The organism is Roseateles sp. (assembly GCF_039929605.1).
Classification (GTDB): Bacteria; Pseudomonadota; Gammaproteobacteria; order Burkholderiales; family Burkholderiaceae_C; genus Pelomonas.
This window is the reverse complement of the sequence record NZ_JBDSQX010000012.1, coordinates 1-5735: the sequence shown is the minus strand read 5'-3', so window position 1 is coordinate 5735 and position 5735 is coordinate 1. Positions and strand designations below refer to the sequence as shown.

The 5735-nt window shown below is 68.5% G+C and carries 5 protein-coding genes and 1 pseudogene; all 6 read left to right on the top strand.

The features are described 5' to 3' along the window. Positions 1–649, top strand: a pseudogene (locus ABIS05_RS01815) (alpha-glucuronidase); the annotation flags it as partial. Between the two features lie 101 nt (positions 650–750). Further along, positions 751–1839: a LacI family DNA-binding transcriptional regulator gene (locus tag ABIS05_RS01810; protein WP_348010345.1), complete on the top strand. Its 1089-nt coding sequence runs from the start codon at positions 751–753 to the stop codon at positions 1837–1839. A 63-nt stretch (positions 1840–1902) separates the two neighbouring features. Beyond that, a complete protein-coding gene (locus tag ABIS05_RS01805) occupies positions 1903–2748 on the top strand; it encodes an NAD(P)-dependent oxidoreductase (protein WP_348010344.1) in 846 nt (281 codons plus the stop codon). Continuing rightward, positions 2745–3713, top strand: coding sequence for an SMP-30/gluconolactonase/LRE family protein (locus ABIS05_RS01800; protein ID WP_348010343.1), 969 nt, complete (start codon positions 2745–2747; stop codon positions 3711–3713). The genes ABIS05_RS01805 and ABIS05_RS01800 overlap by 4 nt, the downstream gene beginning before the upstream one ends. Then, positions 3710–4771, top strand: a complete 1062-nt coding sequence (locus ABIS05_RS01795) for an aldose epimerase family protein (RefSeq protein ID WP_348010342.1) — start codon at positions 3710–3712, stop codon at positions 4769–4771. Before ABIS05_RS01800 ends, ABIS05_RS01795 begins: the two co-directional genes overlap by 4 nt. A gap of 162 nt (positions 4772–4933) precedes the next feature. Next, positions 4934–5735 (top strand): cytosine permease (locus ABIS05_RS01790; RefSeq protein WP_348010341.1); only part of this gene is annotated, 802 nt, incomplete at its 3' end.

Genomic DNA, 5735 nt, shown 5'->3' with positions numbered 1-5735 from the left:
GGCACAGACCTTCACGATCCGCCCGGCCGCGCGCGACGCCATCGTCGGACTGATGCTCACGTCCCGCGAAGCCGTCGTCGACTACATGACGCCGCTCGGCCTGCACCACCTGATGGCCACCGGCCACCACTACGGCCCAGGGCCCTGGGTCGACAACCTGGAGCGCGCCGACTGGAACCCGACCTACTTCCACAAGGCCGGTCGCGACGGCATCGGCTTCGACCGCTCGCCCAGCGGCAGCAATGCTGTTGCTCAGTACGCGCCATCGGTCGCGCGCGGCTTTGCCGACCCGCGCACCACGCCGCCGGAGTTGCTGCTGTGGTTCCACCACCTGCCTTGGGGCTACACCATGCCCTCGGGCCGCAGCCTGTGGGCCGAGCTGATCGCCCGCTATGACCGCGGCGTGGCGACCGTGGATGACATGGGCCGCCGCTGGGCCGGGCTGCAACGCGACATCGACCCGCAGCGCCATGCCGAAGTCACCGCCTATCTCGCCGTGCAGGCCCGCGAGGCGCGCTGGTGGCGCGATGCTTGCGTCGCATATTTCCAGTCCGTCTCGGGCCTGCCTTTGCCGGCGGGCACGCGGCCGCCGGCGCAGGATCTGGCGGCCTACAAAGCCTTGCGTTTCGGTTTCGCGCCGGGCCGCTGAGGGCGCGCTCACATGACCATGGTAGAGAATCACAACTTCGGCCGCGCAGTGTTCGTCCGTGAAAAAACAATGAAGACTCGAGGTGCAGATTGAAGCCAAACGTGCGCCATGGGCGTAGCACCAAGGTGGCGACCATCGCCGACGTGGCGACCCTCGCCGGGGTATCGCCGATGACGGTGTCGCGCGTCGTCAACGGCGAGCTGAACGTGCGCCCCGGTACACGGGACAAGGTCCAGGCCGCCATCGCGGCGCTGAACTACATGCCCAACCAGGCGGCGCGGCGGCTGGCCGGTTCCGAGCCCATCCGCATCGGCATGCTCTACATCGACCCGACGGCGGGTTACCTCAATGAGTTCCTGATCGGCCTGCTGAACAAGGCCAGCCTGCGCCATGTGCAGCTCATCGTGCAGCGCTGCGACGCGGCCCGCGACGGCGAGGAGGCGCCGGTGGCCGAGATGATCGCCAACGGCATCGACGGTCTCATCTTGCCGCCGCCTTTTTGCGACTCCCAGCCCCTGCTCAAGCTGGTGGCCGAGACCGACACGCCCGCCGTCGTTGTCTCCAGCGGTGTGCCGCCGCAGGCCGTCTGCGCCGTCGGCATCGACGACTACCAGGCCGCCTACGAGATGACGCGCCACCTGGTGAACCTGGGTCACCACCGCCTGGGCTTCATCATCGGCGACCCCTACCAGAGCAGCAGCGCACGCCGCCTCGCGGGCTTCCACGCCGCGATGGCCGACGCCGGCCTCAACATCGCTGAAGAAGAGGTCGTCGCCCAGGGCATGTTCACCTACCGCTCGGGCCTCGACGCGGCCGAGACGCTGCTGTTGCAGGAACGCCGGCCCACGGCCATCTTCGCCAGCAATGACGACATGGCCGCAGCCACCGTCGCCATCGCCCACCGCATGGGCCTGGACGTGCCCAGCGATTTGACCGTCGTCGGCTTCGACGATGCCCCTTTGGCCACAACGATCTGGCCCGAACTCACCACCGTGCGCCAGCCCATCATGGAGATGGCCGGCGCTGCGGTCGACCTGCTGGTGCGCCACATCCGCGCGCGCCGCAACGGCGAGCCTCTGCCCTGCGAGCATGAGCTGCAAGACTTCGAACTGGTCCGACGCCAATCCGACGCCGCGCCCCGCCTGCGGCCGCTGTTGCGTGAGACCCCTCGCCCCGTCGTGCCGCGCTGAACGCGGGCCGGCTTGGGGCGGCCCGGCGCTCGGCCCGAAACACCGCGAACCATGGATGACCGCATGCAAGAACTGACTGGACTGCGCTTCAAGCGCTTGCTGTTGACCGGCGCTGCCGGCGCCCTGGGCCGCATGCTGCGCCCGCGCATGAAGCGCTATTGCGAGACGCTGCGCGTGTCGGACCTCGCCGCGATGGACCCGGCCGGGGAGGGCGAGGAAGTCGTCATCGCGCCGCTGGAAGACGAGGCCGCGATGTACGACCTGCTCGACGGCGTGGACGCCGTGCTGCACTTCGGCGGCGTGTCCATCGAGAAGCCCTTCAGCACCGTGCTGCCGGCCAACATCGTCGGCGCCTACAACCTCTACGAAGCGGCCAGGCGGCGGGGCACCAAGCGAATCATCTTCGCCAGCTCCAACCACGTGACCGGCTTCTACGGCCAGGACGAGACCATCAAGGCCCACGTCGTGCCGCGGCCGGACACCTTCTATGGTTTGTCCAAGGCCTTCGGCGAGAACCTGGCGCAGTTCTACTTCGACCGCCACGGGCTGGAGACGGTCAGCATCCGCATCGGCTCCTGCCTGCCCGAGCCGGTGGACCGCCGCCAGCTGTCGAGCTGGCTGAGCCATGACGACATGGAGCGCCTGCTCGTCGCCGCACTGACCGCGCCCATCGTCGGCCACAGCATCGTTTACGGCGCCAGCGACAACCGCACAACCTGGTGGGACAACTCGCAGGGCAAGCATGTCGGCTACCGCCCGCAGGACACCTCCGAACCGTGGCGCGCGGCCGTCGAGGCGAAACAGGGTCCGGTCGATACGACCAGGCCCGAGGTGCGCTTCCAGGGCGGCGGCTTCGTCGTGCTGGGGCCGTTCGCCTTCGCCGGCCAGCCGGGAGCAGAAGCGGCATGACCGGCCCCCGCATCCCTTTTCAGCCGGCTTCGCGCCTGCCCGACGGGGCCGTCGAGATCCTCGCGCCCGAGGGCCGCGAGCTGCGCCTGTTCTCGGCCTGCGTCGAGCAACTCGCCACTGGCCTGCAGTGGGCCGAGGGCCCGGTGTGGTTCGGCGACGGGCGCTTCCTGCTCGTCTCGGACATCCCCAACGACCGCATCCTGCGCTGGGACGATTGCAGCGGCGCGGTCAGCGTGTTCCGCCAGCCCAGCGGCAATGCCAACGGCCATGCGCGTGACCTGCAAGGTCGGCTCATCAGTTGCGAGCACTTGGGCCGGCGCGTCACGCGCACGGAACTGGACGGCCGCATCACCGTGCTGGCCGACCGCTTCGACGGCAAGCCGCTGAACTCGCCCAACGACATCACCTGCGCGCTGGACGGCGGCATCTGGTTCACCGACCCCGAATTCGGCATCTCGGGCGATTGGGAAGGTGCACCGGCCCCGCGCGAGCAGCCGCACGGCGTCTACCGCATCGACCCCGACACCGGTGAGCTGCAACGCGTCATCGACGACCTGGCCGCGCCCAACGGCCTGGCCTTCACGCCCGAGGGCCGGCTGCTGGTGGTCGAAAGCCGCGCTCAGCCGCACCGGCTGATCTGGTCCTACGCCGTCGACGGGGCTGCCGTGAGCGACAAGCGCCTGCTCATCGACGCTGAGGGCCATGGCGCCTTCGACGGCATCGCGCTCGACACCCGGGGCCGCATCTGGTGCGGCTTCGGCAGCGATGGCCAGCAGGGTGCCGATGCCGCCGCGCTGGACGGCGTGCGCGTCTACAGCGCCGACGGCAAGCCGCTGGCCCACATCCACTTGCCCGAACGCTGCGCCAACCTCTGCTTCGGCGGCGCCAAGGGCAACCGGCTCTTCATGGCCAGCAGCCATTCGCTGTATGCCCTCTACGTCAACGCGCGCGGGGTGATTCGATGAGCGAACCACGCATCAGCGTGCGCGACTACGGCCGCCTGCCCGACGGCCGCCAGGTCCACGAGTACCGCCTCGACAACGGCCGTGGCCTGGTCCTGACGGCGCTGGACTGGGGCGGCATCGTCACCGGCCTCTGGGTGCCGGATTCTTCGGGTCGAACAGACAACGTTGTGCTGGGTCTCGCCAGTCTGGAGGCCTATCTGGCCGGCGCCGGGTCGTACCTGGGCGTCGTTGCAGGGCGCTACGCCAACCGCATTGCCGGCGCCAGCTTCGAACTGGACGGCCAGCGCCACCGGCTGGCGGCAAACGACGGCCCGAACTGCCTGCACGGCGGGCCGGAGGGCTTCGGTGCGCGCTTGTGGCAGGGCCTGCCCCGGCGGCCCAGCGATGACGGCAGCGTGAGCCTGAGGCTGGAGCGCGTCAGCCCGAACGGCGAGATGGGATTCCCCGGCACGCTGCATGTCGCCGTGACCTACACGCTGGCCGCCGACATGAGCTGGCGCGTTGGCTACGAGGCCACGACCGACCTGGCGACCGTCGTCAACCTGACCTCACATGCCTACTTCAACCTCGCTGGTGCCGAGTCCGGCTCGGCGCTGGAGCATCGGCTGAAGCTGCACGCCAGCCGCTACACCGAGCCCGACGCGACCGGCGTGCCGCTGCGGCATGTGGCTGTCGACGGCACGCCCTTCGACTTCCGCCGCGAACGCGCTATTCGAGCGGATGTCGGCTACGACCACAACTGGCTGCTGGACCATCCGCTCGATGGGGCGCTGCACCCGGCGGCCTCGCTGCACGACCCCGTCTCCGGCCGCCGCATGGACATCCTGACGACCGAGCCGGCCATCCAGTTCTACGCCGGCACCTGGCTGAACGGCTCGCTCATCGGCCCCGGTGGCCAACCCTTCACGCGCGGCACGGGCGTCTGCCTGGAAACCCAGCACAACCCGGACTCGCCCAACCGCCCCATCGGCCCCGACTGGCCGAGCACAGTGCTGCGGCCGGGTGAGCTGTTCAGGTCGGCGACGCTGCACCGGTTTGGCGGCCTGCCCACGGGCTGACGCACGGCCTCGCGGCAGAGCGGTGCATCGTTGCGATGCGGCGGCGCACTGATCGCGAGCGTGGCCGATCCCCGCGCCGTTGAGCCTGATGCGGCGCATGGCGGCTTGCTTCTTGCGTAGCCCTGCGCGTCGGGCCACCGGCCCTCACCCTGGGAAGCAGTCATGGCAGCCAGCAGCGATCAAGTGCCCGTTGTCGTCATCACCGGCGCACACCCCCAGCTTTACAACCACGATCTGGCACCCGTGGCGCCCGAAGGTCGAACGTGGGGCACGTTCAGCCTGTTCGCGATGTGGATGTCCGACGTCCACTCGGTTGGCGGCTACACCTTCGCCGCAAGCCTGTTCTTTCTCGGCCTGGCCGGCTGGCAGGTGTTGCTGTCCATGGTGGTCGGCATCACCATCGTCTATTTCCTGATGAACCTGGTGGGTCGGCCGTCGCAGCAATACGGCATTCCCTTCCCCGTGTTTGCGCGTGTGGCCTTCGGTGTCATGGGCGCCAATCTCGCGGCCATCGTGCGGGGCATCGTCGGCATCGTCTGGTACGGCGTGCAAACCTACTTCGCCTCCAAGGCGGTGGCGGTGCTGGTCATCACGCTGATGCCCTCGGCCGCTGAACTCACCCACAACGATGTCTTCGGCCTGTCGACGCTCGGTTGGGCGAGCTTCCTCTTCATGTGGTTCTTCCAGCTCATGATCTTCTTGGCGGGCATGGAGACCATCCGCAAGTTCATCGACTTCTGCGGGCCCATCGTCTACCTGGTGATGTTCGTGCTGGCCGGCTGGATGATCTCCAAGACCGGCATGGACAGCTTCTCGATGACCCTGTCGGACAAGACATACACCGGCCTCGAATCGGTCGGCCTGATGGCCAACGCGGCGATGTTGATCGTGGCCTACTTCGCCGCGCTGCTGCTCAACTTTGGCGACTTCTCGCGGTTCGCCAAGAGCGAGTCAGACATGAAGC

Bases quoted from the DNA above. Each gene is read 5' to 3' on its own strand.
- ABIS05_RS01805 (WP_348010344.1), top strand. From the start codon at position 1,903: ATGCAAGAACTGACTGGACTGCGCTTCAAGCGCTTGCTGTTGACCGGC.
- ABIS05_RS01800 (WP_348010343.1), top strand. From the start codon at position 2,745: ATGACCGGCCCCCGCATCCCTTTTCAGCCGGCTTCGCGCCTGCCCGAC.
- ABIS05_RS01795 (WP_348010342.1), top strand. From the start codon at position 3,710: ATGAGCGAACCACGCATCAGCGTGCGCGACTACGGCCGCCTGCCCGAC.